General features: G+C 53.3%; 26 protein-coding genes and 3 tRNA genes. 16 read left to right on the plus strand and 13 right to left on the minus strand.

What is annotated here, in order from left to right; translation table 11 throughout:
* The first annotated feature begins 10 nt into the window (after positions 1-10).
* From VI01_RS16420 to VI01_RS16435, 4 genes are all read left to right on the plus strand, one after another.
* Positions 11-793, plus strand: a complete 783-nt coding sequence (locus tag VI01_RS16420; RefSeq protein WP_045815922.1) for a MetQ/NlpA family ABC transporter substrate-binding protein — start codon at positions 11-13, stop codon at positions 791-793.
* Between the two features lie 144 nt (positions 794-937).
* Positions 938-2,119 carry a serine hydrolase gene (locus tag VI01_RS16425; RefSeq protein ID WP_045815923.1) on the plus strand — a complete coding sequence of 394 codons (1,182 nt, stop codon included), beginning with the start codon at positions 938-940 and terminating at the stop codon, positions 2,117-2,119.
* Between the two features lie 160 nt (positions 2,120-2,279).
* Positions 2,280-2,774: an RcnB family protein gene (locus VI01_RS16430; RefSeq protein ID WP_034826295.1), complete on the plus strand. Its 495-nt coding sequence runs from the start codon at positions 2,280-2,282 to the stop codon at positions 2,772-2,774.
* A gap of 144 nt (positions 2,775-2,918) precedes the next feature.
* Positions 2,919-3,623: a GNAT family N-acetyltransferase gene (locus VI01_RS16435; RefSeq protein ID WP_045815924.1), complete on the plus strand. Its 705-nt coding sequence runs from the start codon at positions 2,919-2,921 to the stop codon at positions 3,621-3,623.
* Positions 3,624-3,653: 30 nt separating this feature from the next.
* Here VI01_RS16435 and VI01_RS16440 read toward each other — a convergent pair whose 3' ends face one another.
* The 3 genes from VI01_RS16440 to VI01_RS16450 all read right to left on the minus strand — a co-directional run bounded on the left by VI01_RS16440 (position 3,654) and on the right by VI01_RS16450 (position 7,294).
* The gene (locus tag VI01_RS16440; RefSeq protein ID WP_045815925.1) at positions 3,654-4,211 is read right to left on the minus strand and encodes a hypothetical protein; all 558 of its coding nucleotides are present in this window, start codon (positions 4,209-4,211) and stop codon (positions 3,654-3,656) included.
* Between the two features lie 189 nt (positions 4,212-4,400).
* Entirely contained in the window at positions 4,401-6,692 is a 2,292-nt protein-coding gene (gene opgB / locus VI01_RS16445; RefSeq protein ID WP_045815926.1) for a phosphatidylglycerol--membrane-oligosaccharide glycerophosphotransferase, read from the minus strand.
* 212 nt (positions 6,693-6,904) lie between these two features.
* A complete protein-coding gene (locus VI01_RS16450; protein WP_034826287.1) occupies positions 6,905-7,294 on the minus strand; it encodes a tautomerase family protein in 390 nt (129 codons plus the stop codon).
* A gap of 120 nt (positions 7,295-7,414) precedes the next feature.
* Here VI01_RS16450 and VI01_RS16455 point away from each other — a divergent pair, with 120 nt between their 5' ends.
* Entirely contained in the window at positions 7,415-8,338 is a 924-nt protein-coding gene (locus tag VI01_RS16455; RefSeq protein ID WP_045815927.1) for a LysR family transcriptional regulator, read from the plus strand.
* Here the strand turns inward: VI01_RS16455 and VI01_RS16460 are convergent.
* A complete protein-coding gene (locus tag VI01_RS16460; protein ID WP_045815928.1) occupies positions 8,312-9,325 on the minus strand; it encodes a glycosyltransferase family 32 protein in 1,014 nt (337 codons plus the stop codon). The genes VI01_RS16455 and VI01_RS16460 overlap by 27 nt on opposite strands.
* Before the next feature lie 416 nt (positions 9,326-9,741).
* Here VI01_RS16460 and VI01_RS16465 point away from each other — a divergent pair, with 416 nt between their 5' ends.
* Positions 9,742-10,692: a YncE family protein gene (locus VI01_RS16465; RefSeq protein WP_038649273.1), complete on the plus strand. Its 951-nt coding sequence runs from the start codon at positions 9,742-9,744 to the stop codon at positions 10,690-10,692.
* 70 nt (positions 10,693-10,762) lie between these two features.
* Here VI01_RS16465 and VI01_RS16470 read toward each other — a convergent pair whose 3' ends face one another.
* Positions 10,763-11,317, minus strand: a complete 555-nt coding sequence (locus VI01_RS16470; RefSeq protein WP_045815929.1) for a histidine phosphatase family protein — start codon at positions 11,315-11,317, stop codon at positions 10,763-10,765.
* A 580-nt stretch (positions 11,318-11,897) separates the two neighbouring features.
* Between VI01_RS16470 and VI01_RS16475 the strand changes: the two genes are divergently transcribed.
* The 4 genes from VI01_RS16475 to VI01_RS16490 all read left to right on the plus strand — a co-directional run bounded on the left by VI01_RS16475 (position 11,898) and on the right by VI01_RS16490 (position 16,895).
* Complete coding sequence (locus tag VI01_RS16475) at positions 11,898-13,292, plus strand: MFS transporter (protein WP_045815930.1); 1,395 nt, start codon at positions 11,898-11,900, stop codon at positions 13,290-13,292.
* Between the two features lie 77 nt (positions 13,293-13,369).
* Positions 13,370-14,392, plus strand: a complete 1,023-nt coding sequence (locus VI01_RS16480) for a LacI family DNA-binding transcriptional regulator (RefSeq protein ID WP_045815931.1) — start codon at positions 13,370-13,372, stop codon at positions 14,390-14,392.
* 12 nt (positions 14,393-14,404) lie between these two features.
* Positions 14,405-15,388, plus strand: a complete 984-nt coding sequence (locus tag VI01_RS16485) for a nucleoside hydrolase (protein ID WP_038649259.1) — start codon at positions 14,405-14,407, stop codon at positions 15,386-15,388.
* A 253-nt stretch (positions 15,389-15,641) separates the two neighbouring features.
* Positions 15,642-16,895 (plus strand): MFS transporter, encoded by a 1,254-nt coding sequence (locus tag VI01_RS16490; RefSeq protein ID WP_197079599.1) that lies wholly within the window; start codon positions 15,642-15,644, stop codon positions 16,893-16,895.
* Here VI01_RS16490 and VI01_RS16495 read toward each other — a convergent pair.
* The 3 genes from VI01_RS16495 to VI01_RS16505 all read right to left on the minus strand — a co-directional run bounded on the left by VI01_RS16495 (position 16,892) and on the right by VI01_RS16505 (position 19,490).
* On the minus strand, positions 16,892-17,356 hold the full coding sequence (locus VI01_RS16495) for a YbaK/EbsC family protein (RefSeq protein ID WP_038649256.1): 465 nt from the start codon (positions 17,354-17,356) through the stop codon (positions 16,892-16,894). The genes VI01_RS16490 and VI01_RS16495 overlap by 4 nt on opposite strands.
* Positions 17,357-17,451: 95 nt before the next feature.
* Positions 17,452-18,246: a siderophore-iron reductase FhuF gene (gene fhuF, locus VI01_RS16500; RefSeq protein ID WP_045815933.1), complete on the minus strand. Its 795-nt coding sequence runs from the start codon at positions 18,244-18,246 to the stop codon at positions 17,452-17,454.
* 149 nt (positions 18,247-18,395) lie between these two features.
* A complete protein-coding gene (locus tag VI01_RS16505) occupies positions 18,396-19,490 on the minus strand; it encodes a diguanylate cyclase (protein WP_045815934.1) in 1,095 nt (364 codons plus the stop codon).
* Positions 19,491-19,719: 229 nt separating this feature from the next.
* On the opposite strand from VI01_RS16505, the gene VI01_RS16510 reads away from it, so the two are divergent.
* Positions 19,720-20,004, plus strand: coding sequence for a DUF1435 domain-containing protein (locus tag VI01_RS16510; protein ID WP_034826266.1), 285 nt, complete (start codon positions 19,720-19,722; stop codon positions 20,002-20,004).
* 99 nt (positions 20,005-20,103) lie between these two features.
* Here VI01_RS16510 and VI01_RS16515 read toward each other — a convergent pair.
* The 4 genes from VI01_RS16515 to rsmC all read right to left on the minus strand — a co-directional run bounded on the left by VI01_RS16515 (position 20,104) and on the right by rsmC (position 21,604).
* Positions 20,104-20,190, minus strand: a tRNA-Leu gene (locus VI01_RS16515).
* 34 nt (positions 20,191-20,224) lie between these two features.
* Positions 20,225-20,311, minus strand: a tRNA-Leu gene (locus VI01_RS16520).
* A 30-nt stretch (positions 20,312-20,341) separates the two neighbouring features.
* Positions 20,342-20,428: transfer RNA gene (locus tag VI01_RS16525), tRNA-Leu, on the minus strand.
* 141 nt (positions 20,429-20,569) lie between these two features.
* Positions 20,570-21,604, minus strand: coding sequence for a 16S rRNA (guanine(1207)-N(2))-methyltransferase RsmC (gene rsmC / locus VI01_RS16530; protein WP_038649247.1), 1,035 nt, complete (start codon positions 21,602-21,604; stop codon positions 20,570-20,572).
* A 106-nt stretch (positions 21,605-21,710) separates the two neighbouring features.
* On the opposite strand from rsmC, the gene VI01_RS16535 reads away from it, so the two are divergent.
* The 4 genes from VI01_RS16535 to yjjJ all read left to right on the plus strand — a co-directional run bounded on the left by VI01_RS16535 (position 21,711) and on the right by yjjJ (position 24,679).
* Complete coding sequence (locus VI01_RS16535) at positions 21,711-22,121, plus strand: DNA polymerase III subunit psi (protein ID WP_045815935.1); 411 nt, start codon at positions 21,711-21,713, stop codon at positions 22,119-22,121.
* On the plus strand, positions 22,093-22,533 hold the full coding sequence (gene rimI / locus VI01_RS16540; RefSeq protein WP_038649241.1) for a ribosomal protein S18-alanine N-acetyltransferase: 441 nt from the start codon (positions 22,093-22,095) through the stop codon (positions 22,531-22,533). The genes VI01_RS16535 and rimI overlap by 29 nt, the downstream gene beginning before the upstream one ends.
* Positions 22,534-22,544: 11 nt before the next feature.
* Complete coding sequence (gene yjjG / locus VI01_RS16545; protein ID WP_045815936.1) at positions 22,545-23,228, plus strand: pyrimidine 5'-nucleotidase; 684 nt, start codon at positions 22,545-22,547, stop codon at positions 23,226-23,228.
* Between the two features lie 128 nt (positions 23,229-23,356).
* A complete protein-coding gene (yjjJ, locus tag VI01_RS16550; protein WP_045815937.1) occupies positions 23,357-24,679 on the plus strand; it encodes a type II toxin-antitoxin system HipA family toxin YjjJ in 1,323 nt (440 codons plus the stop codon).
* On the opposite strand, the gene VI01_RS16555 is transcribed toward yjjJ, so the two are convergent.
* Positions 24,676-25,353, minus strand: coding sequence for a YtjB family periplasmic protein (locus tag VI01_RS16555; protein WP_038649232.1), 678 nt, complete (start codon positions 25,351-25,353; stop codon positions 24,676-24,678). The two genes, yjjJ and VI01_RS16555, sit on opposite strands and share 4 nt — an antisense overlap.
* A 107-nt stretch (positions 25,354-25,460) precedes the next feature.
* Between VI01_RS16555 and serB the strand changes: the two genes are divergently transcribed.
* Positions 25,461-26,438 (plus strand): phosphoserine phosphatase, encoded by a 978-nt coding sequence (gene serB / locus VI01_RS16560; RefSeq protein ID WP_045815938.1) that lies wholly within the window; start codon positions 25,461-25,463, stop codon positions 26,436-26,438.

Consider the following 26,438-nt stretch of genomic DNA (forward strand, 5'->3'; position numbering starts at 1 on the left):
AGGAAAACATATGACTAAAAAGGTGATAGCCACGCTGGCACTGTTCTCGATGTTCAGCTCCTCTGCTTCGGCAGCGGCTTTGCGTGTGGCGGCCGATCCGGTGCCACACAGTGAAATCCTCAACCACATCAAACAGACCGATAAAAAGCTCGACCTGAAAGTGATTGAACTCAACGGCAATCTCAACGCCAATGAACTGTTAGCGCGCGGCGATGTTGATGCTAATTATTTCCAGCATGTGCCTTATTTGCGCGATCAGGAAAAAGCCCTGGGGGAGAAATTTTCCGTGGTGGCGACGGTGCATATTGAGCCGTTAGGCATTTACTCGCATAAAGTGAAATCCCTGAAAGATCTGACTGATGGCGCGCAGGTCGCGGTACCCAATAATGTCACTAATCTAAGCCGTGCGCTGTATCTGTTGCAGGACAGCGGTTTGATCAAACTCAAGGGCAGTCAATCCCATTCGCTGGTCACGACAGCGGATATCACTGACAACCCACACCATCTGAAAATCATTGAAATCGAAGCGCCACAACTGCCGCGTGCACTGGATGATGCACAGCTGGCAATCATCAACGGTAACTACGCGTTGCAGGCAGGGCTAGTGCCATCGAAAGATGCACTAGCGCTGGAACAAGCGAAAAATAATCCGTATGCCAATGTATTGGTGACCACGCCAAAACTGGCACATGACCCGCGGATTCTTGAATTAGCCAAAGATCTGGAGTCAAAACAAACTGCCGAATTTATCAACCAGCACTATCAAGGATCGGTGATTCCGGTGAATCAATAATTCCCAGCCGCCACCTGTTTCTGGCAGGTGGCGATTACCCCCATCTGTGTTATATTTCGCCACAAACACCCATCGCACGTTTTGCTAAAAATAAAAAATATTATATAAATCAATTGTTATGAAAACTTTTACCAGGATTCCTGAATGATGCGGCGCATCATTCCGCTTTTGCTGCTGTTGTGCTGCAGTCTATTGCTGAGCGCCTGTGGCACGCTGTCACAAACCTCTGCGCCAGTCGGCGATAAAGTCTATCTCTCCCATGCGACCTTCAATGAAAACGTCGATGACATCGTGCGGCATTACATGCAGCAAAAGCAGGTGTCGGGCATCAGCATTGCGATTATCCATCAGCGCCAGCCTGCGCAGTTTTATAGTTTTGGCGTGACTGATGCGGTACACCGTTATCCGATCACACCCGATACGTTGTTTGCGCTTGGATCGCTCAGCAAAGGCATAACGGCGGAGGTGATCATTGAGCTGGTGGATCGCGGCGAGCTGCGCTGGAACGATACGCTTGCTACGTTGCTGCCGCCGGAAGTGCCGCTCAGTGAGGATGCAAAACGCATCACGCTGCTGCAACTGGTCACGCACACCTCTGGCTTGCCGCGTCAGGATATGGATTTGCCGATGTTTATGAAATTTATGGCGTATCTGCGCAGCGGTGAGAATTTTTACGGCAACCTCGATAGCGATGCCGTGCTGAGCTATCTGGCTGATTTTGACGCACCAGCAAAACCCGTGGCGCAGTATTCCAATCTGGGATATGCGCTGCTCGGCTATATTCTGAAGCATCGTCTGCATCAGGGCATCGAAAGCCTGGCGCAACGCAATCTGTTCCAGCCCCTGGGCATGACCAGCAGCAGCTTTAAACCGCAAAGCCTGCGTGGCTATCCGATGCGTGCGCTGGGCCATGCGGGCGATCAGCCAAAGCTGATTCCGCGTGGTGAGTTGACGCCGGATTGGGCATTCAGCAATAACATGGTGGCCGCCGCCAGTTTGTATAGCAACGCACGTGATTTAATCCGCTATCTGGATGCGCATTTACACAATGACGCCAGCGCCCCCATCAATGCCGCTTTTGCTCAGGTTAATCAAGGCTATGAACAGCATGGCAACCAGTCTCAAAATATTGCCTGGGTCACGGACACCTATGGTCAGCAGAAAATCACCTATCAGGTGGGCTATATTGGCGGCTACTCCAGCTTTATCGGTTTTGATAAACAAAATGGCAATGCGATTGTGGTGCTGCAAAATGCCTTTAACTGGAGCAACTATCTGGGCATTGCTCTGTTGATGGATCTGGCACAGAAGAACCAGGCAGAGTGACGAACATGGTTGCTTGCAATTTTACTGCGCCAAAAGTCGCTTTTGCTGAGGTATGCTGTGCAGCGTAATTTGACGCGCAAAGCGCGCCGGGGGAACCTTCTGCGTGCTGCACTTGTCAGTAAATTGGACAGTTAATAATTAACCAGAGTGGAAATCACCAATGCGCAGGACACACGTCACCCTTCTTTCTGCAGGAATTTTTCTGGGCGCTTTGAGCCTGACTCCAGCCGCACTGGCTGAAGGCGAGCAAACGGATAACGTACCACCGCCACCTCAGGTGCAGCAGACCGCACCCGACGCACAAACTCAGGCTCCGGCAGTGGATGCCCCGGCCAGCAACGAACCAGCGGAATCCAGCGGCGATGTGGCACCGATTCGCCCATCGCAGAACGGGATGCAAGATGCCCCTGCCGGGCAAAATAATTACGATCTGAATACCATCATTATCGACTACAAAGAATACAAAGTCGGTGATGTAGTACCCGATGAGTATCGTAAAAAGCAGTACACCATTGTGGAGTGGCAGCCACGCCACCTGCCAGCACCGCAGCCTGGTACACACTGGGCTTATATCAATGCCAACTACATCCTGATCACCGACGACAGCGGCAAGATTGTGATGGGTAAATCTGGCGACATCTTCTTCAAGGGTTAATCTCTCCCTTTGTGTGGCGGCCGTCAGGCTGCCACGCTTCCTGCAAATCCCTCCTCCTTCAGATTCATCCTCTCGGGTGCTTTTTAATGCGCCGGAAAAGTGGCACGCTGCTCATTACGCTTTCACTGACAAAGGAACTGAACCATGACGCAACACACCAATGCCTACGGACAACCAGTCGGTGCACCATTGCCAGATTGGCAACCGCGCAGCTGGCCCTCTTATGAGACTTTCAACGGCCAGTACTGCCGTCTGGAACCTTTAAGTGCGGAACGCCACGGTCGCGATCTCTACGCCGCCTATGCGCTGGCCATTGATGGTGGTGACTGGACTTATATGTTTGCTGAGCCCTTTATCAGTGAGGCGGAGTATCTGGCTTATGCGCGCAAGATTGAGCAGGGCAAGGATCCGATGCATTTTGCGGTGATTGACCTGCGCAGTCAGCGTGCGGTGGGCACATTGGCATTGATGCGCATCGACACCGCGCACGGCGTGGTGGAAGTGGGGCATGTGGCGTTTTCACCGCTGCTCAAGCAAACCTCTATGGCAACAGAAGCGCACTATCTGCTGATGCGTTATGCCATTGAACAGTTGGGCTATCGTCGATACGAATGGAAATGCGACAGCTGTAATCTACCTTCACGCAAAGCGGCATTGCGGCTGGGATTCCAGTTTGAAGGCCTATTTCGCCAGGCGATTGTTTATAAAGGGCGCAGTCGTGATACCTGCTGGTTCTCGATTATTGATGGCGAATGGCCGCCGCTTAAGCAGGCATTCGAACGCTGGCTGGCAGCGGAGAATTTCAATGCAGAAGGGACGCAGCGCATGAAACTGGAAGCGCTGCGTTAAGGCTGTGAAGGGCCGGGCTGCCCGCCTGGCTCAGCTATTTAAGAGATATTTTGTCGTCATGGCAATCAATGCGGTGGCGATAGTGAGCAGAACGCGTCTGATCCAGATGTTGTCTTGTTTTAACTCGGTAAAACCAATCTGCATCCGTTGGTCTAACGCGTTGATTTTAATCTCTTGCTGATTGAACCGTTCGTCGATTTTTTCGAATTTCTCATCGATTTTTGCGAATTTCTCATCAATCTTCTCGAATTTCTCATCAATCCTCGCAAACTTTTTATCAACTTCATCAAACCGCCCATCGATACTTTTTTCGAGCACTTCAAAACGCTGATTCACGCCGTGAAATTGTAATTTAACCTCGTTTTGAAATTGGTCTAAGCGGCCTTCGAGAGCATCGAGTCGGTTATTTGTCGCGCTTTGCGCCCGGATCAGGCTTTCTGTCGCCTGTGACAAGTCAAATTTGGTTAAGGCATTTTCCTGCTGCATATCAGCAAAAATCTCCACCATTACCTCAGCCTGTCTATCGGCGACGCCTGCATCCTGTAACGCTTTATAGGCTTTATGCGTGTTAATCATGGTCAGTATCATCCTTTCATTCCTCTGGTGTCCTTCCGTGAAAATGAAAGCCTATCCAGTAGGTGATAGTTTCACAATGTAATGAAATGGATTTTGCGCGGCATCTCGAAAAAAATCAATGCTTACAATAAGTAACGAAAACAACTAATAAAAAAGGCCTGCACGTTGGCAGGCCTGTATGGGTGGGGAAATGGCTTGATTTTACGGATGTGGAATAATTTTTATCTCCACCATACCAATGCCCAATTTGCGCGGATCCTGCCCGGTAATATTGCCGACGTTAGAGAGTTGCGGCTCAGGTGGCGCAATAATCAGGTTGTGACTGCCGTTGGGGTTGCTGAAGTGCAGTGTGGTGGTCGAGAAATCATCGCCCAGATTCAGCATCTGCTCTTCATCACCGACGCGGACTGGAATCAGTCGATGCGGATTGGGTCCAAAAGCGCGCGCGGTGATCTGCACATCAAAGCGAGACGGTAAAGGTTCGACATATTCGATGTTCACTTCAGGTGCCAGATTCGCATTTGACCAACGTCCCCAGCTTTCGGGGCGAGATATTCCAGTGAAACGCTTCACGCTGTCGGGTGCGCCTGGCACCGTCAGCAGGAAGCTGTCGGCGTTATAGCGAATCGCATTATCTTCCACGCGAATCTGCTGCTCGTTGAGTTGATAAGTCGCGGCACTCACTTCGGCTTTCGGGAATTGCGCTTTGCCCTTCCACTGCGGTTTATCGATGCGCGTTACCGTCGGTTTTGCACCCATCTGGCCCATGGCGACACAGAGGTCGCTAGAGAGTGCCAAATCGGGCTGCCATAAACGGCCCATCTTGAAGCAGCGATCGACCCAGACAAATTTATCCGCGGCAGTAAAGTCTGCGAGCTGGTAGCGCAGCGGTGCCGAATATTCGCCTTCTGGCAGTGGCTCGACGCGATCTTGCCCAATGCGAAATAGAATAGGCAATTTAAAGGTAGAGCCGGAGAAGCTGAAGGTATTTTTTTGCTGGTCGACAGTAAACGCATCGAGCTTGCTGGGGAAATTCCACAGCTGGATGATATCGGCTTTCCATGCGGTCACTTTTTGCGCCATGTCTTCAAACTGCGCCGATAAAGACGTCGAAGAGAGGCCGCTGCGGCCGAGTCCAATCGCCTTATCACCACCCAGAATATCCAGCACTGTCGCACCGTTATCCAGGGTACTGCGTTTGCCATCCAGCACTTCTGCTTGTGGCTGGTCACCACGAATCACCATAAACAGATCGCGGCGCGGCTGCTTAATCAGGTACTGATGCGCGGTGTTATTCATGGCCAGATGATCCGAACTGACGACGATGATGGTGTTTTTAAACCACGGCGACGCTTTGATGCGCGCAATCAAACGCGCGACATGCTCTTGTGAGCAGGCCACCGCACTGAAGGATTGGTTCGGTTTGCCATCGTAGCTGTAGCTTTTGCGCTGACAGCTGCGCGAGATAAATCCGTCAGGGTGATGGGTGTCCACCGTCAGGGTGAACAAGGCAAAACGTTTTTGCTGACGTGAAAGCGCTTCGTATTTCTCAAACACTTCATCCATCACCGTATCATCGTAAAAACCCCAGTTGTTGCGGTAACTGGGATCGGCGACGCGGCTGATGAGCTCTTGCGAGCCGTACATATGTGCGGGCGAAAAGCCGTGTGACAGCAGGAAGGTATCCTTGCCAGCAAAACGTAAGTCTGCGCCCTGGATAAACCAGTTTTCATAACCGGAATTCTTCAGGATATCGCCGAGGCAAATATTCTGCGGGTAAAAGCTGGAAAGCGAGGCCGAAGCGTTGCCATCAAAAGGGGCAAACAGTGGGATACCGCATTGAGAAGCGACCATGCCAGCAATGGTGTAATCGGTGCCTGGTAACTGCTCGGTTTCACTGAAATCGATGCTCTGGTCTTTTTCGCGACTTAGTTCCGGCGCGAGTCCGGGGAAAGCATCTTGATCAAAATAGGTGCGTTCAAGGCTCTCACCGTAGATGTACACCAGGTTGAGTTTGGGATCGGGAATGGTTTTATTGGGCGTCTTATAATAGTTATCGAAATCAGAGTCGGCCAGACGTGAATGTGAGGCAATAAGATCCTTCACCTGACGAAAAGCAGGTGTGGTTTGCACCGAACCTGCAGCGCAGGCGATAGCCAGTAAACTCCAGCCTAAATGATGCGGCCGTTTACGGCGGCGTAGCAGCCAGGAAAGCAGGCAAAACAGCAAAAACAGGCCAATGATTAATCCAATCGCGGGCACCACATATTTACTGACGCCGGCACCTGTCAGGCTGTTGGTCAGGGTATACAGCACCGCATCGGTGATGCCATCGCCGGTAAAATAGTTGCTGGCAAACAGCGTGGCATTGAGCACGATAAACAGCGTGAGCAGCACTAAGATCAGGATAAACCAGAATTTATTTCGCCCGGCTTTACAGGAGTAAACGGCGATTGCCGCTAAAAAGAGTACAACCGAAACCAACTCGGACAAGGTTTGATCCTCACATAAAATAGTGACGCCATCCCTGCGCCCTCGGCCCTCTTTGGGGGTTATGCGTCAATTTATATGGGCTGTCACAGTGCTGCAACATAACCACACAGAATTGTGCGGCGGGTTCCGATCCGTTTAAGGCAGGTTTAGATTGACTATGGTTTGACCTGGCAGCAACGCACGCGCCGCTGCCAGCGAGGGGCGAGGAGGGATCAGAGCTTGCCAGTCAGATACTGCGCTTCGCCGTCGGCAAAGCTCCAGTCGCCTTTGCTGTTAGTGATAAAACTGATCATCAGATCGTTGCCCTGCACGCCACAATTTTCCTGCAACTCGCGCGCTAACTCTGCCATGAATAGCGTTTTCTGTTCTTCACTTCTTGGGCTGGTGTACACGCGCACCATCACCAGGTTATCGGTCCGCTCGAAACCCAGCCCGGTATCCTGAAACACCATTTGATAGCGTTTATTCTCATGAACAATCTGATAGCGATCCCGCGCGGGTACTTTGAACGCGGTTAATACCGCGCGGTGCGCGGCGTCCAGCAAGGTGCGAATTTCTGATTCAGAACGGCCCTGAATCACATCAAAAGTCAGTAACGGCATAAATAAACCCTCGTTTTTGCTCACAAGATAAGAGTAGGATGTGGCTTTATGCTGCCGCTTGCTGCAGGAAAGAAAAAGCGCGCTGGTTGAAATGATTATTTATTATTTTGAACAATCCATATGAAAGAAATCAAAACTGATGCACTCTGGGTGCATTTGCACTGGCTAACGGTGCTGGCTGAACTGGGCAGTTTTACTCGTGCAGCTGAACGATTAGATGTCAGTAAAGCGGCCATGAGCCAAAAGATTAAAGAGCTGGAAGAGATGGCGGGGGTGTCACTGGTGCAGCGCACCACGCGCAGCGTGCGTCTGACCTCGGCGGGCGAGAAGCTGGTGGATGAGTTGCGCGATCCTTTCGCGCGCATCGCCCAAAGCTTTTTCAGCGTGCGCGATGAGGCCGGGCCAGTCCGCGGCCTGGTGCGTGTCAGCGCGCCGGTGGCGTTTGCACGTCAGCAGCTGGTGCCAATTATCGGTGATTTTTTGCGAGAGTATCCGCAGGTGCGGCTGCAGCTGGATGTTACCGATCGCTTAGTGTCGTTAGGCAGTGAAGGATTTGATCTCGCCATCCGCCATAGCCAGACATTGCCCGAAACCCATGTGGCGTTGCCGCTGTGTGAGACGCGCGCGCTGTTAGTGGCCTCGCCGGCTTATCTGGCGCAAAACGGTGTGCCTCAGGGGCCAGAATCGTTGCAGCAACATAACTGCCTCTACTATCCGCGTGGTCTGGAATCGCCACAATGGCGTTTCCGCCCGGTGAGTGGCGGCAGTGAATCCGTACAGGTAAAAATTCAGGGTAATTTTGCTACCAATAACAGCGAATCAATCCGCGATGCCGCGCTGCAAGGACTGGGCATTGCCATGCTGCCCGATTTCAGCGCCGCGGCGGCGCTGGCAGCAGGCACGCTGCAACAGGTTCTGCCGCAGTGGCAAACCGTGGATGCTTTTGCCGATCGGCTGTGGGTGGTGCGCCCGTATGCAGCACAAGTGCCACGGGCGGTGACCACCTTTATCCACTGGCTACGCGCGCGCTTTGTTGATGGGTGAAGCCAACGCTATCGCCGCATGCGGCTGCATCATCTCACCCAGCAGGCTGCTGCGGTTGTAATTGCCTAAACGCAGGTTGAAGTCGAGGTGCATCTGTTCGTTACCGCTGAGTTTAATCACCGGTGGTGGCGTCATAGGACGCTGGTTGAACAGGATAGCATGTGCAAACGCCTCGCTTTTCCAGCCGCTCAAACGCTGATAATAGTAAGCGTTGGCTTCACACTTGCGCAGATAGAGATTCACCCGACGATATTCCCGCATCGCCGCCTGTTGTGCCAGTGAACCCAACTGCTGCTGCGGTTGGTCAATTTTCTGGGTCAGGAGTGCATAGTCATCGCGCTTGTTGAGCTCGTTGAAATAATTCTGCTCACCCAGATGTTTGATGGGCGCGTACTGCTTCTGCCATTCACGAATAAACGGGTTATTCGGTGCCGCCGCCAGGAACCAGTTTTCAATCACTGGCGCCAGATAATTGACGGTGGAATTTTCGCGATAATAACCAATCACATCCATGCAGCGCTCTTGATGGGCACGATGCACCCATGAGAGATCTTCAAATAACAGCGTGCTGCAATCAATGGCAATACCGCCGTAGCGCAACAGCAGTTCCAGACGAATGACTTCGCTTTTTTGCTGTTCGCTTAATAATGTTGAGGTAAAAATAAAATCAGGTAAAACTTCTTTTACCGTTAATCGATTGAGCAAATAGATATCGTGATCAGGATTATCTTTGCGCAACTTTTGAATATTTAACATCATGGATTTCGGTAAATATTCATTATCCCAATACATCCACACTTTTTTCGGTATTTCTGGCAGCGACTTTTCGCCAGAAAACAACACGATATTGTCCTCTCCGCTAGGATCGTACTCCGGCGCGCAGAGCGCAGTGTGCTGTTTTTTCTGCAGTAATGTCTGGCTAGTAAAAGCGATTCTTTTCCAGTTCTGCCAGAGCGCGAGCGCTGGCTGGAGACGTTTTTTATTCATGGTGCACCTGATTATTGTGATTATGGTGGCAAGGATTCCCTGATGCTGGCAGCTTATGCGCTCTTGTGTTTCCTCACGGCTGTGTGTAAAAAGTACTCACATCAGCTTAATAAAGCATTCTGGTCTTAGAGGCTATTACTTTTTTTTGCTTTCAGATAAACCGGAAAATGAAGGATCCGTTAAGCGTAAAATTTCCCGGAAATAATTGAATGGCCAACTGATTTTACAATTAATCATCATTAGGACTATTCCTAATAAAATAACTTAGCCTTGGCGCTGGCTGCGGCTTAGATAAAAAATCCCCGCACTCAAATGGTTTAAAGCGGCTACATTTTTCGCTGGCCTGACAGGGATTTGCCCCTTCCTGATGCAGGTTAACTACGCTTAGACGAGGTGGTTAACACAAAGGAGGCACTATGCAGCCACACAACCGTGGATTACTGGCGGTCGATAAGCAGGGGAATCGGGTGCTGTTTCTCGATCCCGATACCTTTGCCGTGCAACAGGAGCTGAATGCGTTTCCGCCGCGTCCGCATGAGTTACTGATGTTACCTGAGCAAGAGAAAGCCTATGTGCCGATCTATGGTGACGGCATTCATGGCGACAATCCCCATCCTGGTCACAAAGTGGCGGTGATCGATCTACGCAAACGCCAGATCAGCGGTTTTATCGATTTATCTCCGTTGCAGTCGCCCCACAGTGGTCAATTGGGCCGCGATGGCAAAGTCTACCTCTGCTGTGAAAACAGTGCGGCTGTGGCAGTCATCGATCCCGTTACCGATAGGGTGGAGAAAATAATTAAGCTGCCATCGCACAATGCGCATCGTCTGACGCTTTCACCCAGCGGGCGTAAATTGTTTACAGAGAACGAAGAAGACGCCAGCATCACTGTGGTGGATCTGTGCGAGGCAGAAGGGCGCATCATTGACAATATTCTGCTGCCGGGGCCGATCTCCGGTATCGCGGCCTCGCCGAAGCATCCTTATCTGGTCGCTAGCGCGGCCGACGCACCGTTACTGTATGTGGTCGATCGCCAAAGCCATCGTATTCGCCAGCGCATTAAACTCACGGCCCATCAACAGCCCTGCCAGGTCGTGCGCTTTAGCGCCAACGGCGAGCGTTTGGTGGCGATTGGCGATCAGGAGCCGCTCATCACACTGTTTGATGATTTACTCAATCCGTTGGGAGATGTTCCGGTCGGCAACAAACCAATGGATGGCTGTTTCAGTGCGGATAATCGAACGCTGCTGATTGCCAATGAAGGCGATGGATCATTGAGCGTGATTGATTTGCTGCAAATGAAAGTGATAGCGACCCCGAACGCCGGAAAAGGCTGTGAGGTGCTGAGTTACTTCCAGTTGAACTGACGGCGGGGTATCTCCTTGTGGCAGCGATCGTCAGGCACCTGCTCGCAATGTTTGATTGGGCGTATCAGGGTTAAATAAACGGGCGATGGTAAATCGCGCTGCTCCAGTGGCGGCTGCTGGCATGTTTTTCCGCCTGCCAGCCGCGTTTACGCAATTCCCGGGCGATCATTTTGTTCATGATGCCGTGCCCCACCAGCAACACCGTTCCCTGTTTTGATAGCGTGATCAACTTATCTGCCGCCTGACGCGCCCGTGCTCGGGCATGGGTCAACGATTCCACATGCCCGGCGTAACCGCATAACCATAACAGGCGCAAAAGGGCGAGCCAAACGGTCAGCGGCAGGTGCAGGCGTTCGAACGGCAGCAGCGGCATGGCCACTTCACTGAAAACCTCATCCACCTCATGCGGTTGCAGGCCGAGACGCGTGAGTGAGGAACGCGCGCGGGGTAGCGGGCTGGAGGCGATCACGCGGGCCATTCGCGCGATGGCCATACTGCGCGGCGGCGGTGAGTCGCAAATATCGGCCTGGTCATAGCCCTCACACCAGTCGGCTAGCGCTCGCGCAGTAAAGCGCCCGCTGACCGGATGGTCAGGTTTACCGTGTCGCATGAGGATGATGGTCATAGGCGCCCTGTGTGATTTTTACCCAGTGTAATGCAGGTGATAGCTGAACCGCACTGGCGAAAGGGTTTTAAGATTAATTCGCAATTGTCATCAAAGCTTAACTGATTTGTGCGAAAAAAAGCGCGATGAAGGATCAGCCACAACTCAGCTAATGATAAGCAACGCTCGTTAATTACATTGAGGTTAATACGCTGCTGTTGGTTTGAATGAGCTGTAATGTTATGAATTAACGCCATTTTTGCTTTCTAATCCCGAGCTATAGTGAAGATAAATTAATTATTTTCACTTTTATCACTTGATTTATCTACGCGCGTAGATAGACTATGTCCACAGTGATAACTCACGGTGCCAGAGACAAAGTTGGCCTTGAGATGACGTGGTTACATTTGCCTTACTAATGCGATCGATGAAAAAAACATCGACGAGAACAGGCGAATGAGTGAATTCCAACACCAGGGAGTTCTTTGACTTTCATCCAGGTTTGCCTACTGAACGTCGTCACCGGGGAGTTCCGCTTGTTGCAAGGGAACCGTCCCACGGAAGGGCGTTTGCTGTTTTCACCTATTTCAGGGAAAAGGTCATGACGGTACATCAGTCCGTTTCGCAACAAACTTCACTGAGCACCTCTTCAGCTGCTGACATGCGGCTGGAAACCTCTTCTGGCCGCAAAGATTTCTGGCGCGCCACCTTCTCTTGCTGGCTCGGCACGGCAATGGAGTATGCGGATTTCGCGCTCTATGGCCTGGCAGCAGGCATCATCTTTGGCGATGTGTTTTTCCCCAATGCCACACCCACTATGGCGCTGCTCTCCAGTTTTGCCACCTGGTCCGTCGGGTTTATTGCACGCCCAATTGGTGCGCTGCTGTTTGGCTGGATCGGTGACCGGAAAGGCCGCAAAACCGTGATGATCGCTACCATCATCCTGATGGGCGCATCGACAACCTTGATTGGTCTCATCCCTTCTTACGCCACGATCGGCGTCTGGGCACCCGCTTGTCTGGTGCTGTTGCGCTTTACCCAAGGGTTGGGCGCCGGTGCGGAACTGTCTGGTGGCACCGTGATGCTGGGCGAGTATGCCCCGGTTGCGCGTCGCGGTCTGGTCTCTTCCGTGATCGCCCTCGGCTCGAATAGTGGCACGCTGATCGCCTCGCTGGTGTGGCTTGCCGTGATTCAGATGGATAAACAAACCTTGCTGGATTGGGGATGGCGTATTCCGTTCCTCAGTAGCGTGCTGATTGCCGTGGTCGCGTTATGGCTGCGTCGTCATCTGCGTGAAACCCCGGTGTTTGAGCGCCAGCAGGCGCAACTGCAGGCAGAGCGTAGCGCCACATTGCAGCATGCCGCCGCCGAGGTTGATACCCGTAGTTTCTGGCAGCGCAGCCGTGCGTTCTGGACGATGGTCGGCTTACGTATCGGCGAAAACGGTCCTTCCTATCTGGCGCAGGGCTTTATCGTCGGTTATGTCGCGAAAGTGCTGATGCTCGATAAGTCGGTGCCAACGACGGCGGTGTTTATTGCCTCGTTGCTGGGTTTCCTGATTATTCCGTTTGCCGGTTGGATGTCTGACCGCTTTGGCCGCCGTATCACCTATCGTGGTTTCTGTCTGCTGCTGATGATTTATGCCTGGCCGGCATTCAGCCTGATGGACAGTCGTGACCCGGCGATTGTGATTCCGGTGATGGTTGTCGGCATGGCGCTGGCCTCGCTCGGTATTTTTGGGGTGCAGGCCGCGTGGGGTGTGGAAATGTTTGGTGTCAAACACCGTTACACCAAGATGGCGGTGGCGAAAGAACTGGGGTCTATCCTTTCTGGAGGGACAGCACCTTTGGTGGCTGCGGCGCTGTTATCGTTCACCGGACACTGGTGGGCGATTGCCGTGTACTTCTCGGCGATGGCGACCATCGGTTTTCTGACCACGTTTGTGGCACCGGAAACGCGTGGGCGCGATCTGAATCTGCCGGAAGATGCGATCTGACGCGCAACACGCTGTAAGTGAAACAGTGCCATTGGCCGGTTATGCCGGCCAATGGCATTCATGCAGAGGCAAGAGCATTGGCGAAATCCCCAGGCGGAAATGTAACACGTAGCGATGTGGCGAAAGCCGCCGGCACATCAGTGGCGGTAGTGAGCTACGTGATTAACAACGGACCGCGCCCGGTGGCGGAAGCCACGCGGTTGCGCGTGCTGGAAGCGATTAAACAGACGGGTTATCGACCGAATGCAGTGGCGCGTGCATTGGCCTCCGGCAGCACCAAAACCTTTGGCCTGGTGGTGCCGAACATCAGTAACCCCTTCGTGGCCTCCATGGCGCATATGCTGCTGCAGGAATCACTGGATCACGGCCACGTGATGCTGCTGGGGGATGCCGGAGATGATCGCAAGCGTGAGCTGGAACTGATTCAGGGCTTGCTGAATCGTCAGGTGGATGGCCTGTTTTATACCAGTGTCGACCGCCACCCATACATAGATGTGATTCAGGCCAGTGGTACACCGCTGGTGATGCTGGATCGTGTTGACCCCCGCCCCGGCGTGAGCATGTTGCGGGTGAATGAGCGCGAGGCCTCGCGTCAGGTGACTGAACATCTGCTCAGCCACGGTTATCAACAGGTTGGCATGATCAGCGGTCCGCTGGAGATGCTGAATGCCCAGGATCGTATTCAGGGCTGGCGCGATGCCATGGCAGAGAAAGGCCTGCAGGTCGATGAAACCCTGATTTTCCCTGCCAGCTACTCGCGACAAGGCGGTTATGACGCCACAAAACGTATGCTTGCCCGCGGAAAGGTGCCGCGCGCGCTGTTTACCAGCAATGAGGGCCAGGCGATTGGTTGTATCCGCGCGCTCTCTGAACACGGTTTGCGCGTGCCGCAGGATGTCGCCCTGGTGTGCTTTAACGGCACCGATCAATCCGCGTTCCATGTCCCGACATTGACAACCGTACGTCAACCGCTACGGGAAATGGCACGCAGCGCTATCGCCATGCTGAAAAATGGGGATGGCGAAGCCCAACTGGCAGAGTTCCCTCACTATCTTGAAATCGGTGAGTCCTGCGGCTGCCTGCTTACTCAACAAAAATAAACCTATAACATCATGAAAAGACTGATTATTGATTGTGATCCGGGAAATGGAATTGCAGGGGCGAATACCGATGACGGCCTTGCGCTGGCACTGGCGTTGGCATCACCTTCGCTGTCAGTTGAACTGATCACCACCGTCACTGGCAACACGCCGAGTGCGTTAGGCGCGCAGGTTGCCAAAGATTTACTCCAGCGATTAGGACTCAATGTTCCCGTGGTGCAGGGCGCGTTGCAGGCACTCCGCGAAGACCCGGCCCCCTGGCGCGCACGCCTCGATGGCGTCAAGGACGCAAACCTCGCTGAACTGTGGCGGGGCGTGCGTAAGCCGCAGTTGCTCGCGGCAGATGGCAATGATGCCGCAGGCGTGATGGGCCAGCTGATTTGCGATAATCCCGGCGAATTTACTCTGGTGGCGATCGGTCCTCTGACCAACGTGGCGCAGGCGCTGCAGCGCTATCCACAGATGGCTGAATCCGTGGCAGAAATTGTGATTATGGGCGGTGTCTTCGCTTTAGATGATTACATCAAAGACACCAACTTTGGTCTGGACCCCGAAGCGGCGCATCAGGTGTTGCACAGCGGCGCAGCCATCACGCTGGTGCCGATGGACGCCACGACACAAACATTGATGACCCATCAGGATCTTAATCGTCTGACGACCAACGACCATCCGTTACCGCAATTTGTCCGTGAAACGTTGCGCCCGTGGATTGATTACTCGATTCGCACCCGCCATCTGCCAGGCTGCTGGATCCACGATGCGCTGGTGATTGCCTGGCTATTGAATCAGCGCGTGGCGGATGGGGTGGATTACTTTGTCGATATTGAGTTACGCGCCGGCGCAACGCGCGGCAAGAGCTGGCGGTATCGATCGCCACTGCGCCTGGACATTGGCGTGCCGGAGCAGACCGGGGCATTGGTGCATGTGATGCAGAACGTCAACAATCCGTTGCTGCTGGAGATGATTGAGAAGGCGTTTAATCAACTGCAGCGCTGATTGCCCATAAATGCGTGCGGCACACTGAGTCGCACCGGTCTTCCTGCCATACCGCCAGGAATTTGCCCTTACAGATTGCACTGCTGTACGGCGGTGCAATGTTTCACTCGATGACATGCTTCCTTACACCGCGAATCACTCCCTGACAATTCCCCGCCGCAGCCCTCCTTTCTGACATGCTATATACAAATAGTTAACACAATAATAACCAGCGAAATCATTCGCCGGATAACGTTCCAATAAATTCTGGTCAATGAACCGGAAGCTAATCAGACAGGATACCCCTATGTTCAACTGGACTGCGACCCAGCGAAACGTGGCGTTTGCCAGTTTCGCCAGCTGGACGCTGGATGCGTTCGACTTCTTTATACTGGTGTTTGTACTCAGCGATCTTGCCCAGTATTTCAACACCAGCGTCTCCGATGTTTCTGTTGCCATTATGCTCACGCTGGCGATTCGACCGATTGGCGCGCTGATTTTTGGCCGTCTGGCTGAGAAGTATGGCCGCCGCCCGATTCTGATGTTCAATATCGTGATGTTCTCGCTGTTTGAGCTGCTCTCTGCATGGTCACCGAACTTTACCGCCTTCCTCGCCTTCCGCGTGATTTACGGCGTGGCGATGGGCGGCATCTGGGGCGTGGCATCGTCACTGGCAATGGAAACCATTCCGGATCGCTCGCGTGGGCTGATGTCCGGCATCTTCCAGGCGGGCTACCCTTGTGGCTACCTGCTGGCATCGATCATTTTCGGACTGTTTTTCGAGTCGGTAGGCTGGCGCGGCATGTTCCTGATTGGCGCATTGCCGATTCTGTTGCTGCCGTTTATCTATTTTAAAGTGCCGGAATCCCCGGTCTGGCTGGCCGCACGCGAACGCAAAGAGAGCACGGCGCTGCTGCCGATTATTCGTCAGCACTGGAAAATCTGCATCTATATGGTGCTATTAATGGCGTGCTTTAATTTCTTCAGTCATGGCACCCAGGATCTCTATCCTACCTTCCTGAAAGTGCAGCATCAGTTTGATCCGCACACGGTGAGCATCATCGCCATCAGCTATAACATTGCGGCGATGCTGGGTGGGATTACCTTTGGTGCGCTGTCAGAACGTATTGGCCGTAAGAAAGCGATTATCCTTGCTTCCTTCCTTGCGCTGCCGGTGTTGCCGCTGTGGGCGTTCTCCAGCGGATCATGGATGATTGGGATTGGCGCGTTCCTGATGCAGTTTATGGTGCAGGGCGCGTGGGGCGTGGTGCCGACCTATCTCACCGAGCTGGTACCCGCAAATGCGCGTGCGGTGCTGCCGGGCTTCGTTTATCAGTTGGGTAATCTGATTGCCTCGGTCAATGCGACCTTGCAGTCTCGCATTGCCGAGGCCCACGGCGGCAACTACGGCCTGGGAATGGCGATCGTTGCCGGTACGGTAGCGGTGCTGATTTGCGTGTTTGTCGCCTTTGGGCGAGAGACGCGGGGTATTGAAATATCCGGTGCGGTCGCTCGCGAACAGCGTTAAAGCGCCTCGCAGACGTCGATCCATTTCGCCGCAGTCAGTTCAGCCATGCGCTGCGGCGAAATGCGCACAGCACTGTGAATCGAACCTGCTGCGGGCAGCACTTCATCAAAACCGCGCAGGGTCACATCACAGTAAACGGTCAGGGGATTTTCCAGGCCAAAAGGGCAGACGCCACCCACCGGATGACCGGTCCAGTTCACCACCTCATCCACACTCAACATGCGTGCCTTAGCGCCGAGTGCGGCTTTCAGCTTGCGGTTGTCGAGACGGGCATCACCGCGCGTCACAATCAGTACAACGGCATCTTTCACTTTTAACGACAGGGTTTTGGCGATTTGCCCCGGCATCACGCCATGGACGCGTGCGGCCAGTTCTACCGTGGCGGTGCTCTCCGGCATCTCGATGATGTCGATATCCGGTGCATGTTCGGCAAAGAAGTGCCGTACCGACTCCAGGCTCATTTTTTTCTCCGGTAAAAACAGAGCCTAAAAGCTGCCACAAGGAGGGAAAAGTGTAAACGGGATAAAAAGAGAATCTGTAACAGAATGCGCGCAGGTTAAACCACTTTTAACGTGCAGTTACCACAGCGTTCCACGTCCGGAATGCGATAGCGCTGGCAGCAACTGCGACGTTCCATCTCGCCATGACGCGGGATCATGGTGCGATAAAGCGGATTGTCGCTGCCATCCAGCAGCGTCTGGGTGAAGAACAATGCCTGTTCCAGCTGAGTGATGACGGGCGCGGATAACTGGCCTTTCAGTTCACCGAGGAACCAGTAAAACGAATAACCCATGTTGTTCCAGATGAGTTTGGCGTTGATATCACCGTGCTGCGTCATGCCGTTGACAGCCGGGATCAGGCATTGCTGAATCAGGCGGTCAATGCGCTGCTGTGCACTCAGGTAACGCGCCTCTTCATCTTCCTGCACATCAATCCAGAAAGTGCAGGGATGGCCGTTTTCATGAAATTCCACATGAATCAGATGGGGTGCGCACTTTAATGCCCGCGGCTCCTGCAGCAACATCAGCATCAGCGGGGCCAACAGTAAGCCAAAATACCATTGTGCCCAAAGTGACTGCAGCGGTTTGGCTTCATGTTGCACATCAGGGTGATTGCGATAGAGATAATCGCTATAGCGTTGTGTCAGGCGGCGATAGTGAAGCGGTGTGGACCACTCGGCCAGCGTCAACGTCCCTGCGGGAGCGGCCTGGCCGAGTTTGACGTTATCCAGCATGTAGCTGCGTTGATCACGCATCAGATCTTCCAGTGCGCTCGCTAAGCTGCGGTCGCTCTGCATAAAGATCAGAGGATGGTCGCTAAAGCGATGATCCTGACGCGTGATGATGGTCATGCCGGTCCTGAGTGATAACGGGAATCGTGAGACAAATGATAATCGTTACTGTCAATGCGAACAAGATGTCATCAAGCGAAGAAAAGGGACGGAGCCACTTATCAGCAGGCGATGCCGCTTGGTGATAAATGGCTTCGCTCATCTACCGGTTAAATCAGGTCATTACTGACTTGCGTCAGCTTCGGCAAATCTTCCCAGGCGAGTATGGTGTTACGCCCCTGATTTTTCGCGACGTATAACGCGCGGTCAGCATTTGCCACCGCCTGGTCAAACTCATCGCCAAAAATAGGTGCGATCCCGGCACTGATGGTGACGTGGGTGGAGACCTTTTCATTAAAGCGATGCGGGATTTCGAGGTCCACTACGTACTGACGAATGCGCTCCGCCAGCTTCATCGCAATCGATGCGTTAACGTTGGTCATCAGCACCAGAAACTCTTCACCGCCATAACGCGTGACGACATCGCGTGAACGCACGGCATCGCGAATGGCAACCGACACCCGCGCCAGCGCCTGATCGCCCATCGCATGACCGTAGTTGTCGTTGTAGGCTTTGAAGTGGTCAATATCCAGCAGCAGTACATAATGGCTGCCCGCGTGGTTTTCCAGAATGGCGTCGAGGCGATTTTTCAGGCCGCGGCGGTTATACAAACCGGTGAGCGGATCCAGCATACTCAAATCGCTAAAACTCTCTTTTTCCTCATACAGCTGGCTAACCAGTCGTCGGGTAAAAGTATCAAAACGGCGGCGCATTAAATGATGCAGCGAGAAACCAATCAACGGCAGCGTAATCGTAAAAATGATCATCATTAAATGCTGACCATCATCTAATAACAATACGGTTAATACGGGGGGCGTAATGTGTAAACAAAATGCGATCAAATAATCACTGAGCGCAATGGCACTGATAAAAAATACGCTTAACAAGCTGATTATTAAAAAGCTGCCATCAAAATAAAAAACCTGATGGTATCTGTGGTTAATGTGCCATGCCCAGAGCGCACCTAATATCATGGCAACAGGATTTAATAGCGGTAATTTCCGTTTTGGCATCATCAGACAAACGGTCAGTAACGTCAGGCTGAAAGCCGCGACAATGCCTACTGGCAGCGAGCTTACCGGGCTGTCTGTGCCTAAAAAAGGCATCAGGCAAAAAAGCGAAACGGCGACATTTAAAAACAAAAAGAGCATCAGCGAAAGCCGATATTTGCTGTGTTTCAACTCATCATAAGATTGTAATTTCATTATTATTACTCTTCACAGCCCTGAAATATCAAAGCGCTACCCGTGGGAAATACTCCCGCAAATCGGATAGTGAGCACGTTATTGACGTGTTATCGAAATAGTTATCGGCGGCAATTTAGCATTTTCCAGTAAATCTGTCATCCAACGCATCCCGCGATAAAAAATTCGCTGCAAGATGAGAAGTATTGTCATATGATAATACGAATATTTATCATTTGAGGGTTGCGCGATGATCATGGCGATGATGGCTGCCTGCGGCTTATGGGGCGTGAGCTGGATGATGGGTAAGCGGCTGGACAGCGGTTGGGGAGTCTTGTTGCCCTGTGCTGCTTTACCGATTTTCGCGCTGTGGGAGCCGAGTTTCAGCCAGTGGCGCGTGGTGATGATTGTGGCACTGTTGCTGACAGTAGTGATGCTGTTCCATCATCGTCTGCGTCACTATTTGCTGCTGCCTTCTTGCCTGGCATTGGCCGGGGGGGCTGCGGCCGTCACGGTGAACTTCCACATTATCTGATGCCGTTTCCGAACGGCAGAAACGACAAAACACGCTTAGCGCGTGATTGTTTCGTTTAATTCAACGTTGGGAATGTACTGCCAGGAAAGTAAGACAACGTGGTGCGAAGGGAGGGACTTGAACCCTCACGTCCGTAAGAACACTAACACCTGAAGCTAGCGCGTCTACCAATTCCGCCACCATCGCATTGTGTTGTCTTTTTTGGTTTATACCATCGCATTGGTGCGAAGGGAGGGACTTGAACCCTCACGTCCGTAAGAACACTAACACCTGAAGCTAGCGCGTCTACCAATTCCGCCACCATCGCTCAGTGCTATGATATAAACTTTGTGATTATTGGTGCGAGGGGAGGGACTTGAACCCTCACGTCCGTAAGGACACTAACACCTGAAGCTAGCGCGTCTACCAATTCCGCCACCGTCGCGTACCCTGCAACACTCTAAAGTATTGCTAACCACGGAGGCGCATTCTAGAGATTTTACTCTTTGCGTCAATACATATTTCACGACGATGAAACGATTGCTGCAAAAAACAACATTTTCACCGTCGGGAAGCGCAAAATGGGTTATTTACGCGCTTTGGCGCCGCGTCCGTACACGGCACGGTAGACCTTAAAGCGTCCGGTCTGCGCCAGCACTTCGTGGTTACCGAAGGTCTCATCCAGAATCTGCGGATAGGGCAGGAAGGCGTTAGCCACAATACGCAGTTCACCGCCGCTGTTCAGATGCTTTAAGGCACCACGAATCAGCGTGTTGGCCGCATCGAGGCTGGTTTGCAGGCCGTCATGGAACGGTGGATTAGAGATGATCATATCGAAACGGCCAGTGACATCCGAGAAGACGTTACTGGCGAACACTTCCCCTTCCAGTTCGTTGGCGGCCAGCGTCAGTTTACTGGCTTCGATGGCAGCAGCATGCACATCACACAGCCACAAACGGATGCGTGGGGAGATTTGTGCCATCACGGTGGCGAGCACGCCGCTGCCGCAGCCGATATCCAGCACTTTGCCACGGAAGTGCGGCTCCAGCGTGGAGAGCAGCAGATCGCTACCAATATCCAGCCCATCGCGGCTGAATACACCCGGCAGCGTGTGGATGGTGAGGTGCTCGATCATGTAAGTATTGCCGTAGCTGCTGGCATCAAAGGTTGGCTGTGTATCCAGACGACCATGATAGAGACCGCAACGACGCGCACTGTCGACTTTTTCCAGTTTCGTCCAGTCTTCCAGCATGCCTTCTGCACTGCGCACGCCACTGCGGTTTTCACCGACCACAAAGATATCGCAGCCGACCGGCATCAGCGACAGCAGGTTTTGCAGCTGGAACTGCGCTTCTGGCTTGTTCTTCGTCCAGAAATAAACCAGCGTATCGCAGCCTTCAACATCGGCGGCAGTGGCCACCATGCTGTAAACCGCACGTTCACCGAGGCGACGGCTCAGGTTCTGCCAGTGATGGTACTGCTGGGTGTGCACGCGCGTTGATGCGGTTTCCAGCTGGGCGGGCAGGTCATCCTGCAGGTCGCCAGCAAACAAAACATGGCGGGCGGTAAATTCATCACTGTGGCGCAGAATGACTTCGCTGGCCGGGGTAAAAGCAGACATGGAACGCTCCTGTTAAATCAGAGCGGGGATTATAGTGCTTTGTTGGCGCATGTTCGATGGGTTTGCTAGCATAGCGTCGCATTCTGGCAGCATAACGGGTAATAGCATGAGCACAAGGCGCGACTGGCTTCTACAGCAAATGGGGATTACGCAGTATCAATTGCGGCGTCCGCGCGTGCTGCAGGGCGAAATTGCCGTGACGCTGGCCCCGGACACCCGACTGGTGATGGTGGCTGAACATGCCCCCGCGCTGCAGGAACCCTTAATTCGCGATGTCCTGCGAGCCCTGAATATTCAGCCTTCGCAGGTGATGACGCTGACGCCGGAACAGCTGCCGATGCTGCCTGAGCAGGTGGATTGTGCCGGTTGGTTGCTGGGCGTCGAGAGCGAATACACCTTTAACGGCATCACCTTTTCCACCGCCGTTTTCAACGAATTAATCAGCAGCGGTGCGGCAAAACGCGCCCTGTGGCAACAGATGTGTAACCATGACAGCCATCTCTTTAGTCATCCCTGAAGACCAGCCGCAGCTGCTGGCCATTGAACGTCGCAGCCACGCGTTTCCGTGGAGCGAGCAGACGTTTGCCAGCAATCAGGGCGAACGTTTTGTGAATTATCGTCTGGAAGCCGAGGGTAAACTGGCAGGGTTCGCCATTACGCAAGTGGTGCTGGATGAAGCCTCGCTGTTCAACATTGCGGTCGATCCCGATTTTCAGCGCCGCGGCTATGCGCGCCAGCTGCTGCAACATTTGATTGCTGAGCTGGAAAAGCGCGATGTGATGACGCTGTGGCTTGAGGTGCGAGCCTCGAATCACCCGGCGATTGCGCTGTATGAGCAACTGGATTTCCATCAGGTCAGCGTACGACCCAACTACTATCCCACCGCCAACGGCCGTGAAGATGCCATTATCATGGCGCTAACTCTGTAAAAAGGGACACTATGTTAAACGACTGGGACTGCATCCTGTTTGATGCGGATGACACACTTTTTCATTTTGACGCCTACGCCGGTTTACAGCGAATGTTTGCCAGCTATGACGTGCACTTTAGCGATCAAGATTACGCCGATTATCAGGCGATCAACAAACCGCTGTGGGTCGATTATCAAAACGGCACCATCTCAGCCTTGCAGCTGCAAACGCGTCGTTTCACCTTGTGGGGTGAGAAACTCAGCGTCGCGCCTGAAGTGCTGAACAGCGATTTCCTCAGTGCGATGGCAGATATTTGCCTGCCTCTCGATGGCGCAGCTGAGTTGCTCAACGCGCTGAAGGGTAAAGTGAAGATCGCCATCATTACCAACGGCTTCACCGCTTTGCAGCAGGCGCGTCTGGAACGTACCGGTTTCCGCGAGTTCTTTGATGAGCTGGTGATCTCTGAGCAGGTCGGCGTACCGAAGCCGGATGTGGCGATTTTCGACCACACGCTGGCGTTGCTCGGCAACCCGGATCGCAGCCGCGTGTTGATGGTCGGTGATACCCCTGAGTCTGACATTCTGGGCGGCATGAATGCGGGGCTGAAAACCTGCTGGATCGATCACGGTACGCGTCCATTGGCGGAACATATCAAACCGACCTGGCAGGTGAAGACGCTGGCAGAGCTGCAGGCGTTGCTGACACAACGCTAAAAGTATCTATTCACCATTAACGTTGTGATGATTCGAAGAAGCCCGCTGTGCGGGCTTTTTTTATGATAAAATCTATGCATAAATCTATTCACGAATCTATTCATCAGGCGCTGATAGGGTGAACGACAATGGTCGATCTGCAAAATTTGCTGCTGGCGGGACCGCTCGGTGCAGCCGATTTACTGCAACGCTCTGGCATCAGTCAGGCGACGTTGTCGCGGCAATTACGGCAACAGCCCCAAATCGTGAAATGGGGCAGAGCCCGTGCGACGCGTTATGCCTTACTCCGTCCGATTCGCGGCGAAGACGGCTTTCCACTGTATCGCATCTCTGCACATGGCCAGGCGCAGCCCGCAGGCACTTTGTTACCGACCTGGCCGCAGGGCAGTTGCCTGCATAACGATGAGCAGGGGCGAGGGCACTTTTATGAAGGGTTGCCGTGGTTTTTACAGGATATGCGCCCGCAAGGTTTTATTGGTCGTCAGTGGGGCAGAGAGAATGCCCATCCATTGGGATTAAATGACGACATTCGTTTGTGGAGTGACGATCAGTGTTTAATGGCGCTGGCAAGCGGTGGCGTCGACATGCCGGGCGCATTCATCATCGGTGAGCGCACCTATCAGCGTTGGTTAGAGCAGGAAGCACCGCGCGCCATCAGTGAAGAAGAGAAAACGTCATCTTACCCGCAGCGAGCACTGCATGCGCTAAGTGGCGATGAGCCAGGGTCATCGGCGGGCGGCGAGCAACCGAAATTTCTCTGCTATGCCACGACAGCGAATGGCGATCGTCACTGTCTGGTGAAATTCACTGTGTCGCGACACAGCGATAATGCGCAGCGCTGGCGTGATTTGCTCCGTGCGGAACATCTGGCATTGCAGCATCTTCAAGCCGCAGGTGTGACGGCGGCGCAAAGCCAATTGATTGCAGGTAAAGATCAGCTATTTCTTGAAGTACAGCGTTTTGATCGCATCGGTGAGCGTGGTCGACGCGAGATGAGTTCACTTGAGGCCGTCAGCGCAGAGTTTGTTGGTCATCAACAACACTGGCCTGCTGCGCTGCGTGAACTGCACCATCAGCAGCGCATTGATGATGTCACCCTACAGCGTGGCACTTTGCAATGGGCATTTGGTCGCCTGATTGGTAACAGTGATATGCACGCAGGGAATTTATCTTTCTTCACCGACCGGGAAACATTCAATCTGACACCTGCCTACGACATGCTGCCAATGGCACTGGCTCCTAACTCGCAGGGGCATATGCGTGATGAACTGGCATTAAAGTTAGATATCTCATTACCGGGTGAAGTGTGGCGCACAGCTTGTGGAATGGCGAAAACATACTGGCAGGCGATTGCGGATGACGAAATGTTTAGCGCCAATTTCCAGCGTATCGCCACGCAAGCATTGCAGCAGTTGGATACGCTGGATGAGACCATCCATAAAATGGCTTAAGGGCTTTTTTCATTCTCTGAGGTGGTGGCCGCTTCTTCTTCCTCTCGTTCCTTATCCTCTTTCACCGCGCGGCTGGCGGTGAGCAGGAACGGTGATTGCTGCCAGCGGGTGCGGCGGTCGCGCAGCAGCGTACGAGTGAGGATGATGCCAATCGCCAGCGCCAGCAGCATCATCAAACGCAGAATGTTGGTGGTGTTATCCACCTGGCGTGATTCGGTGACCAGCACGTGGGTATCCAGCGTCACGCGTAAGAAACCTTGAGGTCCCTCTTTGCCTTCCAGCGGCTGCACGATTTGGTGGTTAAAGTAGCTGCCGGCGCGTTTACCATCCAGCGCCAGGCGATCGCGCACATTAATGCTTTCACCGCTGTGTGCCACCAGGCTGCCGTCGTCGGCATAGACTGAGGCATCCAGAATGCGGCTGTTATCGGTCATCTGATTAAGGATGGCTTCGATTTGCGTACGATTGTCGTCGCTGTTGTCCATCAGCGGTTTCAGGCTAAATGCCACCTGACGCGTCAGCGTGTGCGCCAGTTCTTCCACCTGCTCAGAGCGGGCCATTTGGTGGCCGAGACTGAACCAGGATGCCCCTTGCATCAGCACCACTAACAGGGCCAGCGAGATAAGAACAATCACCGTGCGATGCAGGCGAAATTTCAGTGCGGTTTTAACCATCAGAAACCCGTGTGACGTAACAGCAGAAAGGCTGGCAATTATGTTGCCAGAACCCGCGCAGACAAGGTAGCCTCTTGCGTGGTTTTGTTGTCCCTACAGGAGCTGTAATGCCAAATCGTCTTACCTGGTGCGATCTGCCCGCCGATGTTTCACTCTGGCCGGGTCTACCCCTCTCTCTCAGCGGTGATGAAGTGATGCCGCTGGATTACCGTGCCGGTCGGACTGGCTGGTTGCTGTATGGGCGCGGACTCGATAAACAAAAACTGACCGATTATCAGCATCTGCTGGGTGCGGCGATGGTGATCGTCAGCGCCTGGAATGTCGATGAGTATCAGGTGGTTCGTCTGGCCGGTTCACTGACGCCACGTGCGACCAAACTGGCGCACGATGCGGGGTTTGATGTGGCGCCGCTTGGCAAGATCCCGCATCTGAAAACCCCAGGATTGCTGGTGATGGACATGGATTCCACCGCCATTCAGATTGAATGCATCGATGAGATTGCCAAACTGGCGGGCTGCGGCGAGCAGGTGTCAGAAGTCACCGAACGTGCGATGCGCGGTGAGCTGGACTTTAAAGCCAGCCTGCGTGAGCGCGTGGCAAAACTGGCGGGTGCTGATGCCAACATCCTCAAGCAGGTGCGCGATACGCTGCCACTGATGCCTGGCCTGACCACGCTGGTACATAAACTGCAGGCGCTGGGCTGGCAGGTGGCGATTGCCTCCGGTGGATTTACTTACTACGCCGATTATCTGCGTCAAACACTGCATCTGGCGGCGGCCGTCGCTAACGAACTGGAAATGCGCGATGGCAAGCTGACGGGTGAAGTGCTGGGGCAGATTGTCGATGCGCAATTTAAAGCCGATACCCTGAAAAATCTCGCCGAACGCCATGACATTGCGCCAGAACAAACTGTCGCGATTGGCGATGGCGCCAACGATCTGCCGATGATCAAGGCGGCGGGATTGGGTATCGCTTATCACGCTAAACCCAAAGTGAATGAACAGGCGTCGATCATTATCCGCCATGCCGATTTAATGGGTGTGTTCTGCATCCTGACCGGCAGCTTGATTCACGAAGAGCGTTAA

This window comes from Pantoea sp. SM3 (assembly GCF_000963995.1).
In the GTDB taxonomy this organism is placed as follows: Bacteria; Pseudomonadota; Gammaproteobacteria; order Enterobacterales; family Enterobacteriaceae; genus Pantoea; species Pantoea rwandensis_B.